This window comes from Vibrio sp. 1-Bac 57 (assembly GCF_037546855.1).
Lineage (GTDB): Bacteria > Pseudomonadota > Gammaproteobacteria > Enterobacterales > Psychromonadaceae > Psychromonas.
The window spans coordinates 53,749-72,208 of sequence record NZ_JALAAC010000017.1; the positions used below are offsets into that span (position 1 = coordinate 53,749).

The window sequence follows — 18,460 nt, forward strand, 5'->3', positions numbered from 1 at the left end:
CAATTAGAAGCACTTCAATACATGAATACTTAAACCATTAAAAACTACGCTCGGTGACGAGGTAATAACAAATTCAATAAGATTGCCACTATACCGCAAAGGCTCACACCTTGCAGGCTAAAGGAACCAATACCAAGTGCCATACCGCCAATACCAAACACTAAGGTAACTGAAACAATACACATATTACGTGGCAGTGATAGATCAACGCGATGGCGGATCATTGTATTTAAACCAACAGAAGCAATCGTACCAAATAACAACATCATGATGCCGCCCATGACTGCACCTGGTATAGTTTGTAATACAGCACCAAACTTACCAACAAAGGCTAATAAAATGGCAATGGCTGCAGCCCACATCATTATTTTTGGATTAAAGTTACGTGTTAACATGACCGCACCAGTCACTTCTGAATAAGTTGTATTAGGTGGACCACCAAATAACGAAGCAGCACTGGTCGCAATACCATCACCAAACAGAGTACGATGTAATCCTGGTTTTTTAAGGTAGTCTTTACCAGTGACGTTACTAATAGCAAGAATATCGCCCACATGTTCAACCGCTGGTGCTATCGCTACTGGGATCATGAATAATACCGCATGCCAATTCCACTCGGGTGTAACAAACTGTGGAACACTTAACCAAGCAGCTTCAGAAATCGCGCTGAAATCAAGAATACCGAAAAATAGTGATAATAAATAACCAACAATCACACCGCAAAAAATAGGTACTAATTTAAAGATCCCTCTTGCTAAGGTTGATACTAATAGTGTGGTAATTAAAGAAGAAAAAGAGATAATCATCGCGATATCTTGTTCAATTAATACCATACTTGCATCACCCGTTTTACCGAGCGCCATATTAACAGCAACAGGAGCAAGGCCAAGACCAATCACCATGATCACAGGCCCCACAACAACTGGAGGTAATAACCGATGAATAAAATCAACACCTTTAAGCTTCACTGCATAAGACATCAGCATATAAACAACGCCAGCAGCAAATAAGCCTGACATAGTCGCTGGAATACCCCAAGTTTGAACCCCATAGGCAATGGGCGCAATAAATGCAAAAGAAGAGGCTAAAAAGATTGGTACCTGTCCTTTTGTTACCAATTGAAACAAGAGCGTACCAATACCCGCAGTAAATAATGCGACATTAGGGTCTAATCCAGTGATTAATGGCATTAAGACCAACGCACCAAAGGCAACAAATAGCATTTGAGAGCCAGCAAGTAGTTGCTGAAATACATTAAGATTGGCTGTGATATCTTGCTCAGGCGGTTTCGATTGATGTTCTGAAGCAATTTCAGACATGAATAATTCCCTTTAATAATTTCAAATTGACAAGTTCATTTTTTAAGCATGCTACTTTTAAAATATCCATCATAAAATGGAATCCAGTGAACATGCTCATATTTTATAAGGCGTGATTATGACTATTTGGTACCAAATATTTTATCACCCGCATCACCTAGACCAGGTACGATGTAACCATGATCGTTAAGATGAGAATCTATAGAAGCCGTGTAAACTTCAATATCAGGGTGTTTTTCTTCCAGTGCTTTTAGACCTTCTGGTGCGGCAACTAAAATTAATACTTTAATATTAGTACAACCACTTTCTTTGATAAGATCCAATGTAGAGATCATTGAACCACCCGTTGCTAGCATTGGATCAACGACTAATGCTAAACGTTGATCAATTTGGCTTACCAATTTTTGAAAATAAGGAACAGGCTCTAACGTTTCTTCATCACGATAAATACCCACCACACTTACTTTAGCACTTGGAATATAATCTAAAACCCCATCCATCATACCTAAACCAGCACGTAAGATAGGCACAACAGTAACTTTTTTACCTGCAATTTGTTGAACTTCTAACTCACCTTCCCAACCTTGGATTGTCACTGTTTCTAGCTCTAAGTCTTTAGTTGCTTCATAGGTTAATAAACTGGCAACTTCACGAGCTAACTCACGAAAACGTTTGGTGCTAATATCCGCTTCGCGTAATAAACCTAATTTATGTTGGATAAGGGGATGTTTTACTTCAACTACTTTCATGATATTTCTCCAAAAGGGTAAAATTTAAAATTGGCTGATAATAACAGCTCAATATATTAGGATAATGTTTTGCGTCATTATAAATTGAAAATGCGCAGTTGTTTTAAAAAATAAAAGATAAAGAATAAAAAATTTAAAAAAAAGGCTAAGAATCACTTCTTAGCCTTTTGATTGATAATCATATAATTAATTATTATTCAGGTTAGTGGCACCGATTTTATGAATGGCAACATCTGCGCCATTAAATTCATCTTCTTCACTAAGGCGTACCGGCATGATTGTATTCACCACTTTATAAACAATAAAGCCCCCCGTAACCGCAAAAATAACACCAGCAATAGATCCAATAAATTGGCTCATAAAGGTTACCCCACCTAAACCACCGAAGCTTTCAAGGCCAAATATCCCCGCAGCGATACCACCCCATAACCCGCAAATACCATGTAAAGGCCATACACCTAAGACATCATCAAAACTTGAAAATTTACTTTGCACATAAGTAAATAGCCATACAAACAAACCACCAGCGACTAATCCCGTCATTAAAGCACCAATAGGATGCATTAAATCCGAACCGGCACAAACTGCGACTAAGCCAGCTAAGGGACCATTGTGAATGAAACCTGGGTCCTTTTTACCAATTACCAATGAGCTAATAATACCGCCGACCATTGCCATTAAAGAGTTCATTGCAACTAAACCGCTAATACCTTCAATTGCCTGAGCTGACATAACATTAAAACCAAACCAACCAATAGATAATATCCAAGCACCTAATGCCAACAATGGAATGTTAGATGGTGCAAAAGCCACTACTTTGCCATTACGGTAACGACCATTACGGCTACCTAAAACAATAATAGCAGCAAAAGCAATCCATCCTCCAACAGCATGCACAACAATCGAACCAGCAAAATCATGGAAAGCTGCACCAAAATTAGCTGCTAACCAATCTTGAAAACCGTAATTACCGTTCCACATTAAACCTTCAAAGAAAGGATAAACAAGACCGACACAAAGAGCCGCTGCAATTAACATTGGATTAAATTTGGCACGTTCTGCAACACCACCCGAAATAATAGCCGGTATAGCTGCCGCAAAAGTCATTAGAAAGAAAAATTTAACGAGTTCATAACCATTGTTTTCAGCTAAAACAGCAGCGCCATCAAAAAATGTCACCCCATAAGCGAGCCAATAACCAAAAAAGAAATAGACTAGCGCAGACACGCCGAAGTCAGACATGATTTTAACCAAGGCATTAACTTGGTTTTTATGGCGCACGGTGCCTACTTCTAAAAAAGCAAACCCCGCATGCATGGCAAATACCATGATTGCGCCTAATAATATGAATAATGTATCTGCACTACTAATTAATGCAGTAACATGGTTTTGTACTGACTCCATAAAATCCCTCTCTAAAGCCCTTAAAAAAATTCAACAGAACCTTAACCGATCAGCCAGCTAGTTAACATATTTTTATGGCTATATTCGCTGTTTCTTTAACCATAAATCAATATTAGTGATAAAAATAGAATAAAAAAACAGCTAAATAACGAAATTTATAAAAATAAGACATTTACTTCGCTTAAATTTATATTAAATAAATAATATCAACTCATAGAATTTAGACTATTCATGCTAAATATTAGTGTTTATTAGCTTAGAAATTTTATCAATAGTGCTTAGCAGTCAATACTGAGCGTAATGCCATTAAATCACCAATAAAATTGCAATTATTGCAGTGCAATTTTAAAGGCATCAACATGCAGCCAGATTAAATTGAGGGATGAAAAAATTAAGTATTTCCGCACCAAATAACAGCGCTCACATTTTGTTATCCACGGAGTTAAAAATGAGCTGTAAATTTCTCACTAAAAAACCTAAATACGAGTCTTTATAGAGCGAGCACTGAGATAAAGAAGGGCTAACTTTTTAAGTCGCCAAGTATGACTGCCTGAGGTTTATTACATTTGAAGCTCACCAAATATAGCCTATATGGCTGGACTTCAAACAATACAACTATAGCTTTTTTAAAGTTGCTCCTTCTTACTGGATTTGAACCAACGACACACGCTATCCCTTATAAACAGGACCGTCCGTTGCTCTGCCAACTGAGCTAAAGAGGAATTCCTTATTTTGCTAATGTATAAGTAGATCATAAATTTTAGGTAAAAAAAAGCCCGAACAATGTGTGTGAATGTTCAGGCTTTTTAATGTGGCTCCTCTTGCTGGGCTTGAACCAGCGACACACGCTATATTTTATAAACAGGACAGTCCGTTGCTCTACCAACTGAGTTAAAGAGGAATTGTTTTTTACCAGTCTATTAGACAAGCTATTAATTTTAGCCAAAAAAAAGCCTGAACAATAATGTTCAGGCTTTTTAATGTGGCTCCTCTTGCTGGGCTTGAACCAGCGACACACGGATTAACAGTCCGTTGCTCTACCAACTGAGCTAAAGAGGAATTAACTTTTTAAATCACCAAGTTTTACTTGTAGACTTGTTAAACTCGAAGGCTTAACTAAATGTGGCTCCTCTTGCTGGGCTTGAACCAGCGACACACGGATTAACAGTCCGTTGCTCTACCAACTGAGCTAAAGAGGAATTAACTTTTTAAGTCACCAAGTTTTACAACTTGTAGACTTGTTAAACTCGAAGGCTTAACTAAATGTGGCTCCTCTTGCTGGGCTTGAACCAGCGACACACGGATTAACAGTCCGTTGCTCTACCAACTGAGCTAAAGAGGAATTAACTTTTTAAGTCACCAAGTTTTACAACTTGTAGACTTGTTAAACTCGAAGGCTTAACTAAATGTGGCTCCTCTTGCTGGGCTTGAACCAGCGACACACGGATTAACAGTCCGTTGCTCTACCAACTGAGCTAAAGAGGAATTGTAATTTTCTCACTGAAAAATATAAATACAGATTAACAGTGTCTCTATAGTTCTACTAACCGAACCAAAGAGGAATAGTGATTTTTTTACTGTAAAATTTAAAAACTAATTAACAGTGCCTCTATCGTTCTTACTAACTAAACCAACGATGAGTTTTAATTTCAACTTGCTATCATATCAATTGATTTGTTAATTGATAGTGTAACTAAGATTTATTTTTTCAGTCTCGTTAAAGACGGGCGCAGTATATTTTTTGCGTTTCCGCATGTCAACAAAAAAGGGTGATAAAAAAATTGGTTGCTGATAAATCAAGCAACCAATGTTCGTTATTTGTTAATTAGCCCTTTTTCGCTCATAATTAAAGCAAATTAAATATCCCACTTAATACTGCCAGCTAACTTCTCTTTCATTACTTCAAGCGGCTCATCTGGTTCACCAACGATAACAAGGCTTGCCTTACCGATATGCTCTGAAATCCCTTTTAAGTGTTGATCTTTAAATGAAGAGGAAGGCTTAAACCCAGCATCTTCAGGAACCACAAAAACAGTAACGCGTCCTTTTTCACCTTTTAATATCATATGTAAAGCTGAAGTCCCTTCAAAACTACAATAGTTAACAAATAATACTTCACCAAAATTATCCATCGCTTTAGCACCATATACGGCTAATTTGGCATTGACTGTTTGTAAGGTGGCATTTTCATTTGCTTTTGCAGTTAAAAAATACTCTTGTTTGACATGTTGTAACGCAACACTACCAATATCTGAATGTGGCTTTACTAATGGCACCGTACTCGCGGTATTAACAACCGCAGGCGAGTTCGTTAATTGTCCCATCATTGGCACACTAATACCGATCACAAACGCGATTGATGCTGCGATAGCAATATGCCAACGAGCACTGACCGTTTTATCATGTTCTAGAGCAAAACTTTGTTCTAGTAAGATTTTATCAGTGAGATCACTTGGTACATCAACTTGCAAACTATCTTTCAAGAATTTATCAAAGGCTTTTGATTCTTCAACCAAGTTTTTAGCACTATCAGAAGCTGCAGCTCGAGATAAAAATGCATCGCTTTTATCGTTAGGTGTCGCTATCGCTGAGTGCCGGAATAAAATATCATCCATGCGCTTCTCCGTTATTATTAATTTCTACTTTTAGGTTGGTTTTGAGCAAGTTTTTTGCTCTAAATAACCGTGTTAGGACAGTATTTTTATTTAAGTCCAATTGAATAGCTATTTCTTCAGCGGTAAAACCAGCTATCAGCTGTAATAGTAATGGTTCTTTATAGTCTGATGGCAAAGCTGCAATTTTTTGCTGAATTAACTCTTTATCATAGGGACTACTATTTTCTTCTGCTGCTATTTCATAATCATCAATATCGACTAAAGCCAGTTGTTTTCGCTCAAAACGTCTTGCATTTTCTCGTCTTAAAATCGTAAACAACCACGCTTTAGCTGATTTATCATCTAATAAGCTATCTATACTTTTCCATGCTCGCAGGCAAGTCTCTTGCACTAGATCTTGAGCAACCTCAGGATCTCGGCAAATCCAAAATGCATAACGGTACAAATCTGCACTATATACATTCACTAATGATTCATATCTTTTTTGTTTTCTGTCCATATCCTTATAGACCGTCGACGATGAACTTTTATTTCGTTTTGATGTAAAAAAATTCATTTGTTTCCTTAATTACTGATTTAGTCCTACACTCTTTAACTTTATGCTTGTGCATAAAACTATCGACGACATAGCTAACATTGAATGTTTATAAATTAATTTTATTATTTTTGAAATTTTTTTTACTTAAAGTCGGTATCTATTATTGGACACATCATTAAATCACGCAATGCGTGCATTTTTACATTAAATATAAAGGATCTACATTATGAAAAAATCAAATATAGCATTGGCAGCAACAGTTTCTTCTATTCTAGCTATCGGTACGCTAGTTTCTTCTCCAGCGATGGCGGCAGGTAAAGAAAAGTGCTATGGCGTTGCTGCAGCGGGTCAAAATGACTGTGCAACTAAATCAAGCTCTTGTGCTGGCACATCTAAAGTAGATAACCAAGGCGATGCGTTCATCGCAGTGCCAAAAGGTTTATGTGATAAATTATCAGGTGGTAGCTTAAAACCAATTGAAGGTTAATAATAGCACTTCATCAAGTTAAACCAGTCATTTCAGCTAATTTTGATTGTTCACTTTATTTTTTGACAATAAAAAGCTGCCATTAATACTACTCTGAAAGGAAGTGAGTAGTATTAATTTTTTACAAGGGTTTATGTGAATAATATGAGTATAACCAATGTAGGCATAGGTTTAAGAGCTGAACACTATCAAGAGATACACCAAACGTCGCCTGTCATAGACTTTTTAGAGGTCCACAGCGAAAATTACTTTGATAAAAATTCGCTGAATTACTTTTATTTACAACAATTAAGTGAACAGTATCCACTTAGTTTTCATGGAATCGGACTTTCCTTAGGTAGTGCAGAGGCTGTCTCTAAAGATCATTTAAAACAATTAAAAACACTAGTAGCAGAATTTAATCCTTTTTTAATATCAGACCACTTAAGTTGGAGTTCATGGCAAGGGACCTATTTTAATGATCTACTGCCTGTCCCTTACACAAAAGAAGCGCTGTCTCGTTTTATTACCAATATCAATCAGGTTCAAGATCATTTACAAACACAAATAATCGTAGAAAACCCATCGTCATATTTAGAGTATAAAAATACTGATTATGATGAAGCAACTTTTCTTAATGAAATTAGTGAACGTACAGGTTGTGGGCTGTTACTTGATATCAATAATGTTTACGTCAGTGCAACCAATAATAATTTTTCAGCACAACAGTACTTAGATGAAATTAACTTTAATAAAGTACAAGAAATCCACCTTGCAGGGCATATACGTAAACAATTTGCAGAAGGTGAGATATTAATTGATACGCACAGCAAATTAATCAGTGATCCAGTGTGGCAGCTGTACTCTGCAAATATTGATAAAATCAAGAATGCAGTCACTTTAATTGAATGGGATGCTGAATTACCAGCCCTTTCTGTACTATTAGGTGAAAGAGATAAAGCCAACCAATTCTTAAGAGAGGTTACTCATGATTAAACCTCCTAATCAAGACAACCTTGCCCCCTCTTCTTTAAACCTTAAACAGTTACAACAACAATTTAGTCAAAGTCTGTTGTATCAAGAATCTGATATCGCGTTGCAACTTAAAGAAAAACAAGGTTTTACATCTCAACAATTACTACAAATTCACCGCAACAATTTTGTGATGAGTGTAACCGAAAGTTTAAAAAGTACGTTCAAGTATACCGAGCAATTAGTTGGCGCAGATTTTTTTGACAGTGTCGCGAGACAATTTATTTTACGGCAACCACCGGCGATTAATAACATCATTGTTTACGGCGAACAATTTCCATTTTACTTATCAAATTTAACACAGCTAGCAGACATGCCTTACGTCGCAGAAATGGCAAAATTTGAATGGTTATATGAGCAATGCCAAAAAACAGTACAACAACCGATTGAGTTTGATCTGCAATCACTACAACAAGTTAATCCCGATGACTTTGAATACATACAATTTTCAATTCCATCGCATTGCCTAATTTTTGAGAGTTCACAAAATATAAACTTGTTGTATCAAATGCTCATTAATAACAATGTTGAAGCAACGAATTTAGATCAACCGTGTTACTTATTATTAGAAAAAGAACCTAACTTTACTATAAAAGTAACTGAGCTATCCGAGCAGCAATGGCAATTAATACAACAACTACAACAGAAAGTGCTACTTGGGGCATTACAGCCAAGTACTTTACAGGAACAATTAAATTATTTAATAACAGCCAATTTAATCAGTGATTTTAGTATCGTTAAAGTTAAGGAGAACCAATGAATACATTAATTAATTATTATCAGCAAAGCGTGCAAGCATTGCTGCAATATATACAACCCTTAGTATTACTTGCAGCACGTTTATGGGTAGCCAGCGTATTTTTCAAGTCAGGCTATTTAAAGTTTACCACTTGGGACAGTACCCTGTATTTATTTGAAGAAGAATATCAAGTGCCCATTATTCCTTGGGAATTAGCCGCTTATCTTGGCACTGCTGCAGAATTAATATTACCAGTATTTTTGGTGCTAGGTTTGTTAACACGCCCAATGGCCGCTATTTTATTTGTATTCAACATCGTGGCAGTGATTTCTTACCCAGTGATCTGGGAGGGAGGATTCTTTGACCATCAATTCTGGGGCGCACTTATTTTGATGAATGTTATGTGGGGAGCAGGTAATATTTCATTAGATTATTTATTAAAGAAAAAAGCGAACGCTTAATAAGGCCATCAAGCCTTTGAACATGCGCCGGCGTTTTAATTATTAGAAGCACACTCGTTTTAATAATTAAAGCTACATACATAACGTAAGGTAATGTTTGTAGCGGCCTTGTACAGATATTCGAGCTTGTTTCTGACAAGGCCTTTTACAAGTAGAGTGATAATATTTATTACTGAAAGTAATTCATTTCTAAATTCGCACAATAGATGCCATCATTTCACAATTAAAAAATCGTAATATAAATTAACCGGCTGACCATTAACCTCAACTACTATGTCAAGTCGCCATAGCATTTTATCTTCAGTACAAACACCTAACATGCTTTTTCCCGTCGATTGTTGTTTACCTGCTATATTAGTCACTTCAGTAAATTTGATAGGTATCTTACCCATAAACATGGTTTTACCTATTATTTTAGCACTGCTTACCTGCCAGTTTTCAACCTTGCTTTCTAGAGTTAAGTGGAACCACTGCTCAGGGATAATCTTCCCGCCCTCTACAGATAAACTGAACGCCCCCCACAGAGAATTAAAAACACAGGGCTCAGAGAAATCACACAAAACCTCTTCAACCTTATCGCTCTGCACACTCTCTTCCTGATTTTTTTCAATAACAGGTGATAGTTCAATGGTTCTCCATATAAATAAACCAATTAGTAAGCTAAGCATAATAACTAATTGAATCAATCTGCTTTTTGTTAACATTGCAATTCCTTGTAAAAATAGTGGTTAACGCGCATTTTTTAACATATCCAGTAATTTTATTAACATTAAAGCAATGCAAATCTGTTCATTTTTTTAATTGTCGCGTAAACTTCCCGCCAAATATAGATGTTTTAAGTGATATTTTAAAATTTTTATATTGAATACTTATTTTTACGTCATAACGAACGTACATTGTAAATACATGCATGGAATCAACACAATGACAACCGCAACCAATATTCAACCTGACTACAACATGAAAGTTGTTCGTCAGTTTACACTTACTACCATTCTCTGGGGTATCGTGGGCATGAGTGTCGGGGTGCTTATTGCAGCCCAACTTATATGGCCAGCTTTAAACTTTGATACTCCTTGGCTTACTTATAGTCGTTTACGTCCCCTTCATACTAATGCAGTTATCTTTGCATTTGGTACGTCTGCGTTAATGGCAACTTCTTTTTACGTTGTACAACGTACCTGTCAAACAAGATTGTTTGGTGGTCCGTTAGCCTCAATTGTGTTCTGGGGATGGCAGTTAGTTATATTATCAGCTGCTATTTCTTTACCGTTAGGCTACACAACTTCTAAAGAATATGCAGAACTAGAGTGGCCAATCGATTTGCTTATCACAGCTATTTGGGTTGTGTATGCCACTGTATTTTTTGGCACCATGGCAATACGTAAAACCTCGCATATTTACGTTGCTAACTGGTTCTTTGGTGCATTCATTCTAACCGTTGCGGTATTGCATATTGTTAATAGTATGGCAATTCCTGTTTCTATGTCATCAATGAAATCATACTCTGTCTATGCAGGTGCAGTAGACGCCATGGTGCAGTGGTGGTACGGTCATAATGCCGTAGGTTTCTTATTAACGGCAGGCTTCCTAGGTATGATGTATTACTTCGTACCGAAACAAGCTAACCGCCCTGTTTATTCATACCGCTTATCGATCATCCACTTTTGGGCATTGATTGCAGTTTATATTTGGGCTGGTCCACACCACCTTCATTACACTGCTTTACCAGATTGGGCACAATCATTAGGTATGGTGATGTCACTGATCTTATTCGCTCCATCTTGGGGTGGCATGATCAATGGTATTATGACGCTATCAGGCGCGTGGCATAAATTACGTACAGACCCTATTTTACGTTTCTTAGTTGTTTCATTATCTTTCTATGGTATGTCTACCTTTGAAGGTCCAATGATGGCAATTAAAACAGTTAATGCCTTATCACATTATACTGACTGGACAATTGGTCATGTACATTCAGGTGCGCTTGGCTGGGTTGCAATGGTATCAATTGGTTCAATTTACCACTTGGTTCCTCGATTATTCGGTCAAAAAGGCATGTATAGCACTGCACTAGTTAACTTACATTTCTGGTTAGCAACTATCGGTACTGTTTTATACATTGTTGCAATGTGGATCTCTGGTGTAATGCAAGGGTTAATGTGGCGTGCTGTTAATGAAGACGGTACCTTAACTTATACCTTCGTAGAATCATTAGAAAAATCTTACCCGTTCTATACAATCCGCTTTGTAGGTGGTGCGATCTTCTTAACTGGTATGTTTATTATGGCTTACAATACATACAAAACAGTTTCTGCTGAAGAAGGCTCTATCAAGCCTCAAGAACTAGGTTAGAGGGAGTTACTAATGAAACATGAATTTATAGAAAAAAACGTTGGTTTATTAGCTATTTTTATCATCATCGCGATTAGCTTTGGTGGTTTAGCTCAAATTACACCGTTAATATTCCAAAAAGAAACCAATGAGCCTGTGGATACTTTACGTCCTTACACCGCTTTAGAGATGGAAGGTCGTGATATTTATATCCGTGAAGGCTGTCATGTGTGTCATAGCCAAATGATTCGCCCCTTCCGTGCTGAGACTGAACGTTACGGTCACTACAGTATGGCTGGTGAGCATGTTTGGGAACATCCATTCTTATGGGGTTCTAAACGTACTGGTCCTGACTTAGCACGTGTTGGTGGTCGTTATTCAGATGCGTGGCATGAAGTTCACTTACTGAATCCTCGAGATGTAGTGCCTCAATCAAATATGCCTGGCTTCCCATGGTTAGCAACTAATTTGTTAACGGGTGAAGATACCGCTGCAAAACTGTCTATATTTAAAGACCATTTTAGTGTGCCTTATACTGATGATGATATTGCTGGTGCTAAAGCTGCTGTTGAGGGTAAAACTGAAATGCAGGCATTAATTGCATACTTACAATCACTAGGTCATGCATTTAAATAATAAAAATAGTGCCTAGCAATAGGCACTTCGGCTACTGGAGGCTATATGGATTTTGCAACATTTAACGGACTATATACATTATTCTTAATTATTATTTTCGTTGCGTTGATTTTATGGGCATACAGTAAAAAACAAAAACAGACATTTGAAGAAATGGGTAATTCTATTTTTGAAGATGATCTGGACTCAAAACAGTATGAAAGCACCTCAAGCGAACATACAGGAGCTAAAAAATAATGAGCATTTTTTGGACAATATGGATCTCTGCGATCACGTTAACTGTCATTATCGGTTGTGCAGTTCTTCTGAGAGCAGCGAATAAAAATAATACAGGCGTTAAAGAAGGCGATCCAATGCCTCATACCTTTGATGGTATTCAAGAACTTAATAATCCACTGCCTAAATGGTGGGTTGGTCTATTTTGGTTTACGATTGTTATCGCGCTGATTTATTCATTCGCTTTCCCAAGTTATACCGCTAATTGGAATGGTTTATTAGGTTGGTCAAGTTCTGAGCAAAGTGTTAAATCAAAAGAAGAATCGGCAGAAGCAGCTGCGACATCACATTCACAGTACCAGCGTGAAATGAATGAAGCTGAGATAAAGTACGGTGAAGTTTTTAAAAAATTAGTTTATACCGATGCTGATACTTATAAAGATATTGAATTAATCGCTCAAGATCCTGAAGCAGTAAAAGTAGGACAACGTTTATTCTTACAAAACTGTGCCCAATGCCATGGTTCAGATGCCCGTGGTGGTAAAGGTTTTCCTAACTTAACTGATAATGATTGGTTATATGGTGGTGAAGCGCTTACTATCAAACAAACACTAATGCATGGTCGTAATGGTGTGATGGTTGCTTGGAAAGATATCTTAGGTGAAGATGGCGTTAAAGAAGTTGCTACTTATGTATTACAACTAAGTGGTCGTCGTGTAAATGATCTTGATGCGCAAGCTGGTAAAGAACGTTTTGTTGTTTGTGCAGCATGTCATGGTGCAGATGGTACGGGTGGTCAAGCATTCGGAGCACCTAACCTAACCGATAAAATTTGGTTGTACGGTGGTTCACGTAAAGCTGTTGAAGATACTATTCGTAATGGTCGAAATGGTGTGATGCCAGCATGGGGTGAAGTACTAGGTGAAGATAAAGTACATCTTATCTCTGCTTTTGTTTACTCTTTATCTAATAAATAAATAGACAACAAATTAACCTATAAACTAGGTTAATAAAATAAAAAGCCTCGTTTTATCGAGGCTTTTTTATAGCTAAAATTTACTGTAAATGCTAGATTATCGCCCATCAAGTCCCCCTTTTTTAATAACAGGAACAACCATGCAAACAAAAGAAAAAAAATCTTGGTTTAAACAATTTTGGCCTTGGTTTTTAATTATTTTACCATTGGCAGCGGTTGTTGCCGGGATCAGTACACTAATGATTGCCTCTGACAATAAGCCTGAAATGGTTATCGATGATTACTACAAAACAGGTAAAGCAATCAATGCCGATTTAAGTTTACTTAAAAAAGCCAAAGAGTTGGGCATATCTGCTATTGTCGAACAGCAACAAGATGGATTATTAATTACCTTAACTGGTTTAGACAGTAATACATCAATCAGCTTTTCACTCTTTCATTCAACCCAAGCTAAGCGCGATAAAATAACCATGCTTACAGCGGCCGCTGATGGTAGTTATCACTTTGAAACCGATCAAGCGTTAGATGGTAAGTGGACACTACGCTTAGAGCCTTTTGATAAAAAATGGCGCTTGCAAAAGTCAGTAAAATTTCCAAATGCTAAAATAGCACTATAAAATGCAAAGTGTCAGTCAGTGCTTTCACTGTGGAGAGCCTAACCCAAACAATACGCCTTTCAAGGTAACCATTAACGGCGTACAACAAAAAATGTGCTGTCCCGGCTGTGAAGCTGTAGCACAAACCATTGTTGACAGTGGGTTGAGCTCTTATTATGAACACAGAACAGAAGTAGCAAGTAAAGGGGAATCACTGATCCCTGAAGAGCTACAACAGCTCGAACATTATGATATTGAACAAATTCAATCGGACTTTACAAAATCAACGGGGTCAAGCACTGAAATAACCCTAACCATAGAAGGTATAAGTTGTGCAGCCTGTGCTTGGTTAATTGAAAAACAACTTCGTTTTTTACCCGGGCTGGTTTTTGTCAATGTGAATACCACCTTAAATCGTGCAGTTATTCGATGGGATAATGAACAACTTGTTTTAAGTAAAATTTTACAACAAATCCAAAAAATTGGTTATAAAGCGTACCCCTTCCAAGTCAATCAGCAAGAACTTTTTTATACTCAACAAGTAAAGTCTTATTTACGTCGTTTAGGTCTTGCGGGCTTAGCTACCATGCAAGTAATGATGTTTGCGATTGCTTTATATGCGGACTTTTTTTCCGGTATGGAAGAAGAATTTATTCACTATTTTAGATGGGTAAGTTTTATTTTAGCGACCCCCGTTCTGTTATACAGTGCTCAACCTTTCTACGCCAATGCATGGCGTAATATTCGTAATAAAACATTGGGCATGGATATTCCTATTTCAATTGCATTGTTAGGTGCTTATAGCGCGTCTGGTTATGCAACAATTATGGGCCGTGGAGAGGTTTATTTTGAATCTGTTTCTATGTTTACTTTTTTACTCTTATTGGGGCGACTACTAGAGTTAAGGGCGCGTCGTAAAGCATCAGAAACCAGCAGTAACTTATTGCGTTTGTTACCCGCCATGGCGACATTATTAGAAACAAATAATGGCGAGGCGATACAACAATTAATACCCGCGAAGACGTTACAACCAGGGCAACATATATTAGTTAAGCCTGGAGAAACGATTGCTATTGATGGAAAAATTATTGATGGACAGAGTAACATCGAAGAATCCATGTTAACTGGTGAGCATTTACCTGTATTTAAAAAGTCACAGGATAATGTTTATGCTGGTACGGTTAATATCAACGGCATTCTGACCATTGAAGTAATTAAAGTCGGTAACAACACACTTATTTCTGACATCATAGCATTACAAAATAGTGCTCAATTGTGTAAACCACGTATTGAAGTAATGGCAGACACAGTGTCTCGTTATTTTGTTGGTGCATTGTTAGTGACCGCTACACTCACTTATATTGGCTGGAGTATCATTGATTCAGAACAAGCTTTTTGGATCACCTTATCAGTCTTAGTAGCAACCTGCCCCTGTGCATTATCGCTCGCGACCCCCACTGCACTGACCTGTGCTACAGCTCAATTAAACAAACATGGCATTCTCATCAAACAGCACCATGTGTTAGAAACGGTTAATAATATTAAACATGTTGTATTGGATAAAACGGGCACATTGACACAGGGTAACTTTAAACTCTTAAATACCCATACCCTCAATCATAAGTGCTTTCCAAAATCGGTTAATCAACAACAAATATGTATCGATTTAGCAGCTAATTTAGAAGCTAATTCAGAACACCCTATCGCGATTGCTTTTACACAATTACAAAGTCAGAAATTGTCACTAAACAACATTAAAAATATGCCAAGCCAAGGTATGCAAGCAACTTGGAGCCAGCTACAAGAAGTACATAATATTAAGTTAGGTCATGCTAAGTTTTGTAAAGTAGAGCATGCATTATCGAGCCAAGAGTTATTAATTTATTTAACTATTGATGACCAATTAGCAGCGATATTTGAGTTGGGAGATCAATTACGAGATTCTGCGGCTGGGTTAATAAATTTTTGCCAACAAAAACATTTAGATGTCACCTTGTTAACCGGTGACATTTCTAACAAAAGTGAAGAAGTAGCTAAGCAGTTAAATATTAAACATGTTGTAAAGGGGGTCAGCCCACAACAAAAATTAGCTTATATTCAAACATTACAACAATCACAACCAGTAATGATGATTGGCGATGGAATCAACGATGCTCCGGTATTAGCTGGCGCGCATGTTTCAGTTGCGCTTGCTAGTGGTACTGATATTGCAAAAAATAGTGCAGATGTGATCCTACTCGGCTCAGATTTACAGAAGATAAGCTTATTAACAACGAACGCTAAAAAAACGACAACCATTATTAAAGAAAATCTCGGTTGGGCAATCGGCTACAATATTATTATTGTTCCACTTGCCATCATGGGCTTAGTTCCCCCCTATGTAGCAGTGTTAGGTATGTCCTTTAGCTCTCTAATTGTAGTGAGCAACTCTTTAAGGTTACTAAAATGAGTATAATTTATGTGTTGATACCGATTGCCATGATCTTTGTTGCAATCGCTGTACTGGTCTTTTTTTGGGCAGTAAAATCTAATCAATATGATGATTTAGATAGAGAAGGTGTAAATATTCTTTTTGATGAGGATATGACCCCGAGTAAAACTCCACAAGCAGACCTTACTGATACAGAAAATAGTGAACAGAGTACTGAAAACAACACGCCAATGAATACAACGATAAGCGCAACGATAAGTACGGCGAAGAAAAAAAGTGGTAAACCTTCCGATGCTCGTTAATGACTTTTTCAGCGCCTTCTTAATTGGAGTTTTAGGGGCAGGACACTGTATCGGTATGTGCTCAGGTATTGCTAGTGCCTTAAGCTTTTCAATCAGTCCTACACAAAAAAATGGATTGTTATCATTACTCTTGTATAACTTAGGCCGCATTAGCAGTTATTCTATTGCTGGTTTTATCTTTGCTGCAAGTAGTAGTGTCCTCATCATCTGGATGGGTGGTAAAGAATCACTTATTTATCTGCGCATCTTTGCGGCAATAATGATGTTATTACTGGCATGTTATATTGCACGCCTATGGAATGGACTGATAATTGTAGAAAGAGCAGGGCAATTAATATGGCGTTTCATTAAACCGCTGGCACAATATTTTTTACCTCTTAAGCACCCTCTTTTAGCATTTCCTCTGGGTTTTTTGTGGGGTTGGCTACCTTGTGGTTTAGTTTATTCTACTTTGGTCTGGGCAATCAGTACTGCGGATGCCGTCAATGGCTTTTTAATAATGCTAGGTTTTGGCCTTGGTACTTTACCAGCCATGATGTTAGTTGGCTCATTAAGTCATCGATTAAAAACGATCCTCAACAAGCAATGGTTTAGGTATAGCAGCGGGCTTATACTTGCCCTATTTGCCTTACAAACACTGTATATTGCCTACAAACAATTAAGTTAATCTGCATCGAATTAGGTAGAGATTCATCACAGCATCGATTAAGACAAGCCTTTATGTAGCTTTAGGTATTCAAAGTCACTTTATAATAACCGCTATAAGATGTTATAATTGATTGAAATCAACAAATTTAAGAGTGGAATATGGAAAAAAATAACTCAGGTCGAGTACAAGCCGCTGGTAGTTCAATACATTGTCAAGATTGTAGTATTAGTCAGCTATGCATTCCCTACTCTCTTAATGAGTCTGAATTAGATCGTTTAGATGACATTATAGAACGTAAAAAACCGATTCAAAAAGGACAAGAAATTTTTAAAGCTGGCGAAGATATGAAGTGTTTATATGCCATTCGCTCAGGGACTTTAAAATCTTACACAATTACTGAACAAGGCGATGAGCAAATTACGGCTTTTCATTTAGCTGGAGATTTAGTAGGTTTTGATGGTATTAGTTCTGGTAGTCATCCAAGTTTTGCACAAGCTCTTGAAACGGCAATGATATGCGAAATACCTTACGATACGCTAGATGATTTATCAACGACGATGCCTAAACTAAGACAACAAATCTTGCGTTTAATGAGTAATGAAATCGTTGGCGATCAAAATATGATCTTACTGCTTTCGAAGAAAAATGCAGAAGAAAGATTAGCTTCATTCATTCATAATTTATCAGTGCGTTATTCTGCTCGCGGTTTCTCTCCAAGAGAATTTAGATTATCAATGACACGTGGCGATATTGGTAACTACTTAGGGTTAACTGTAGAAACTATCAGTCGCTTGTTAGGTCGTTTCCAAAAAAATGGCATGATTGCAGTTAAAGGTAAATACATCACAATATTAGATGAACCGCAACTCGCTGAGTTAGCAGGCCAATAACATAAATTTAACATCTCCTCCATTTCCAATTTTAAATAGCCAGAAACTGATTTAATTTGATTTTTCTGGCTAATATCACTATATGTTTGCCTCCATTTGTTCTAAAT

Annotated in this window: 19 protein-coding genes and 6 tRNA genes; 13 read left to right on the top strand and 12 right to left on the bottom strand. The window is 37.1% G+C overall.

Annotated features, from left to right (window positions below; genetic code table 11):
* Positions 1–44 precede the first annotated feature (44 nt).
* The 11 genes from MT391_RS12300 to MT391_RS12350 form a co-directional block, all read right to left on the bottom strand.
* The gene (locus MT391_RS12300) at positions 45–1,319 is read right to left on the bottom strand and encodes a uracil-xanthine permease family protein (protein WP_166370543.1); all 1,275 of its coding nucleotides are present in this window, start codon (positions 1,317–1,319) and stop codon (positions 45–47) included.
* A gap of 122 nt (positions 1,320–1,441) precedes the next feature.
* Positions 1,442–2,068 (bottom strand): uracil phosphoribosyltransferase, encoded by a 627-nt coding sequence (gene upp / locus MT391_RS12305; RefSeq protein ID WP_166370545.1) that lies wholly within the window; start codon positions 2,066–2,068, stop codon positions 1,442–1,444.
* Positions 2,069–2,254: 186 nt separating this feature from the next.
* The gene (locus tag MT391_RS12310; protein WP_499498302.1) at positions 2,255–3,472 is read right to left on the bottom strand and encodes an ammonium transporter; all 1,218 of its coding nucleotides are present in this window, start codon (positions 3,470–3,472) and stop codon (positions 2,255–2,257) included.
* 635 nt (positions 3,473–4,107) lie between these two features.
* Positions 4,108–4,194: transfer RNA gene (locus tag MT391_RS12315), tRNA-OTHER, on the bottom strand.
* A 90-nt stretch (positions 4,195–4,284) separates the two neighbouring features.
* Positions 4,285–4,373: transfer RNA gene (locus tag MT391_RS12320), tRNA-Tyr, on the bottom strand.
* An 82-nt stretch (positions 4,374–4,455) separates the two neighbouring features.
* Positions 4,456–4,531: transfer RNA gene (locus MT391_RS12325), tRNA-Asn, on the bottom strand.
* A gap of 64 nt (positions 4,532–4,595) precedes the next feature.
* Positions 4,596–4,671: transfer RNA gene (locus tag MT391_RS12330), tRNA-Asn, on the bottom strand.
* Between the two features lie 67 nt (positions 4,672–4,738).
* Positions 4,739–4,814 (bottom strand) — tRNA-Asn (locus MT391_RS12335).
* A 67-nt stretch (positions 4,815–4,881) separates the two neighbouring features.
* Positions 4,882–4,957, bottom strand: a tRNA-Asn gene (locus MT391_RS12340).
* Positions 4,958–5,328: 371 nt separating this feature from the next.
* Complete coding sequence (locus MT391_RS12345) at positions 5,329–6,087, bottom strand: DUF3379 family protein (protein ID WP_499498303.1); 759 nt, start codon at positions 6,085–6,087, stop codon at positions 5,329–5,331.
* Positions 6,080–6,643, bottom strand: a complete 564-nt coding sequence (locus MT391_RS12350; RefSeq protein WP_166370551.1) for a sigma-70 family RNA polymerase sigma factor — start codon at positions 6,641–6,643, stop codon at positions 6,080–6,082. Before MT391_RS12350 ends, MT391_RS12345 begins: the two co-directional genes overlap by 8 nt.
* Before the next feature lie 208 nt (positions 6,644–6,851).
* Between MT391_RS12350 and MT391_RS12355 the strand changes: the two genes are divergently transcribed.
* The 4 genes from MT391_RS12355 (at position 6,852) to MT391_RS12370 (ending at position 9,323) form a co-directional block, all read left to right on the top strand.
* Positions 6,852–7,112, top strand: a complete 261-nt coding sequence (locus MT391_RS12355; protein ID WP_166370553.1) for a BufA1 family periplasmic bufferin-type metallophore — start codon at positions 6,852–6,854, stop codon at positions 7,110–7,112.
* Between the two features lie 144 nt (positions 7,113–7,256).
* Entirely contained in the window at positions 7,257–8,087 is an 831-nt protein-coding gene (gene bufB, locus MT391_RS12360) for an MNIO family bufferin maturase (RefSeq protein WP_499498304.1), read from the top strand.
* Positions 8,080–8,883, top strand: a complete 804-nt coding sequence (locus MT391_RS12365) for an HvfC/BufC N-terminal domain-containing protein (RefSeq protein WP_499498306.1) — start codon at positions 8,080–8,082, stop codon at positions 8,881–8,883. Before bufB ends, MT391_RS12365 begins: the two co-directional genes overlap by 8 nt.
* Positions 8,880–9,323, top strand: a complete 444-nt coding sequence (locus MT391_RS12370; RefSeq protein WP_166370559.1) for a DoxX family protein — start codon at positions 8,880–8,882, stop codon at positions 9,321–9,323. The genes MT391_RS12365 and MT391_RS12370 overlap by 4 nt, the downstream gene beginning before the upstream one ends.
* A 212-nt stretch (positions 9,324–9,535) precedes the next feature.
* On the opposite strand, the gene MT391_RS12375 is transcribed toward MT391_RS12370, so the two are convergent.
* On the bottom strand, positions 9,536–10,027 hold the full coding sequence (locus MT391_RS12375) for a hypothetical protein (RefSeq protein ID WP_499442488.1): 492 nt from the start codon (positions 10,025–10,027) through the stop codon (positions 9,536–9,538).
* A 220-nt stretch (positions 10,028–10,247) separates the two neighbouring features.
* Between MT391_RS12375 and ccoN the strand changes: the two genes are divergently transcribed.
* The 9 genes from ccoN (at position 10,248) to MT391_RS12420 (ending at position 18,353) form a co-directional block, all read left to right on the top strand.
* Positions 10,248–11,678, top strand: coding sequence for a cytochrome-c oxidase, cbb3-type subunit I (ccoN, locus tag MT391_RS12380; protein WP_166370563.1), 1,431 nt, complete (start codon positions 10,248–10,250; stop codon positions 11,676–11,678).
* 12 nt (positions 11,679–11,690) lie between these two features.
* Positions 11,691–12,293, top strand: a complete 603-nt coding sequence (gene ccoO, locus MT391_RS12385) for a cytochrome-c oxidase, cbb3-type subunit II (protein WP_166370565.1) — start codon at positions 11,691–11,693, stop codon at positions 12,291–12,293.
* Positions 12,294–12,338: 45 nt separating this feature from the next.
* A complete protein-coding gene (locus tag MT391_RS12390; RefSeq protein WP_028870405.1) occupies positions 12,339–12,530 on the top strand; it encodes a cbb3-type cytochrome oxidase subunit 3 in 192 nt (63 codons plus the stop codon).
* Entirely contained in the window at positions 12,530–13,486 is a 957-nt protein-coding gene (ccoP, locus tag MT391_RS12395; protein WP_299665567.1) for a cytochrome-c oxidase, cbb3-type subunit III, read from the top strand. The genes MT391_RS12390 and ccoP overlap by 1 nt, the downstream gene beginning before the upstream one ends.
* Before the next feature lie 139 nt (positions 13,487–13,625).
* Positions 13,626–14,102: a FixH family protein gene (locus MT391_RS12400; RefSeq protein WP_299665565.1), complete on the top strand. Its 477-nt coding sequence runs from the start codon at positions 13,626–13,628 to the stop codon at positions 14,100–14,102.
* A gap of 1 nt (position 14,103) precedes the next feature.
* Positions 14,104–16,530: a heavy metal translocating P-type ATPase gene (locus tag MT391_RS12405; RefSeq protein WP_499498308.1), complete on the top strand. Its 2,427-nt coding sequence runs from the start codon at positions 14,104–14,106 to the stop codon at positions 16,528–16,530.
* Positions 16,527–16,814, top strand: a complete 288-nt coding sequence (gene ccoS, locus MT391_RS12410; RefSeq protein WP_499498309.1) for a cbb3-type cytochrome oxidase assembly protein CcoS — start codon at positions 16,527–16,529, stop codon at positions 16,812–16,814. Before MT391_RS12405 ends, ccoS begins: the two co-directional genes overlap by 4 nt.
* On the top strand, positions 16,804–17,481 hold the full coding sequence (locus MT391_RS12415; protein WP_499498334.1) for a sulfite exporter TauE/SafE family protein: 678 nt from the start codon (positions 16,804–16,806) through the stop codon (positions 17,479–17,481). Before ccoS ends, MT391_RS12415 begins: the two co-directional genes overlap by 11 nt.
* Positions 17,482–17,621: 140 nt before the next feature.
* Entirely contained in the window at positions 17,622–18,353 is a 732-nt protein-coding gene (locus tag MT391_RS12420) for an FNR family transcription factor (RefSeq protein ID WP_499442478.1), read from the top strand.
* Positions 18,354–18,460 lie beyond the last annotated feature (107 nt).